This is a genomic window from Amycolatopsis sp. lyj-108 (assembly GCF_046549005.1).
In the GTDB taxonomy this organism is placed as follows: Bacteria; Actinomycetota; Actinomycetes; order Mycobacteriales; family Pseudonocardiaceae; genus Amycolatopsis.
The window spans coordinates 1-528 of record NZ_JAJPWQ010000032.1 but is presented as its reverse complement, the minus strand read 5'-3'; the positions used below and the strand labels follow the sequence as shown (position 1 = coordinate 528).

Annotated in this window: 1 pseudogene; it reads left to right on the top strand. The window is 68.4% G+C overall.

Annotated elements, in window-relative coordinates:
• Positions 1 to 528: pseudogene (locus ACLJO0_RS44060) on the top strand (hypothetical protein); the annotation flags it as partial.

Sequence of the window (528 nt, the reverse complement as noted above, 5' to 3'; positions counted from 1 at the left end):
CGGCGGAGGACAGCACCGGTCTCGCCGGGTTGTTCCTCGCCGTCACGCTCGTCAGGTCACCACTGTTGCTCTTGCTCGCCCCAGTGCAGAGTCTGGCCGTGCCCGGTTTCGTGCGTTTGCTGGCCAGCGACGCCGGCACTTCAAGGATCCGGCGGCTGCTAATCCTGGGTTGCCTCGCTACGGTGCTGGTCGCGGTGCTGGTGGGCGCTGGGGCGTTCTTCCTCGGCCCTTGGCTGTTCCACCTGCTCTACAAGGACAAATATGAGGTGACGGGCTGGATGATGGCCGGTCTCGGGTGGTCGGGTGTACTGCTCGGGGCGACGATGCTGGTCGCGGCCATCCTGGTGGCGAGCAGGAGAACGGGACAGGTCCTCGTCGTCTGGGTCGTGGTCGCCGTCGGCAGCCCGGCGCTGCTGAGTGTGGCCCCTGGCGACCTGGAGAGCCGGGTAGCGGCCAGCCTCGCGCTGGCTCCGACGGCCGGCTTGGTGGTGGCCGTGGCGTTCGTGCTCGCAGCCGGACGTGAAGGCT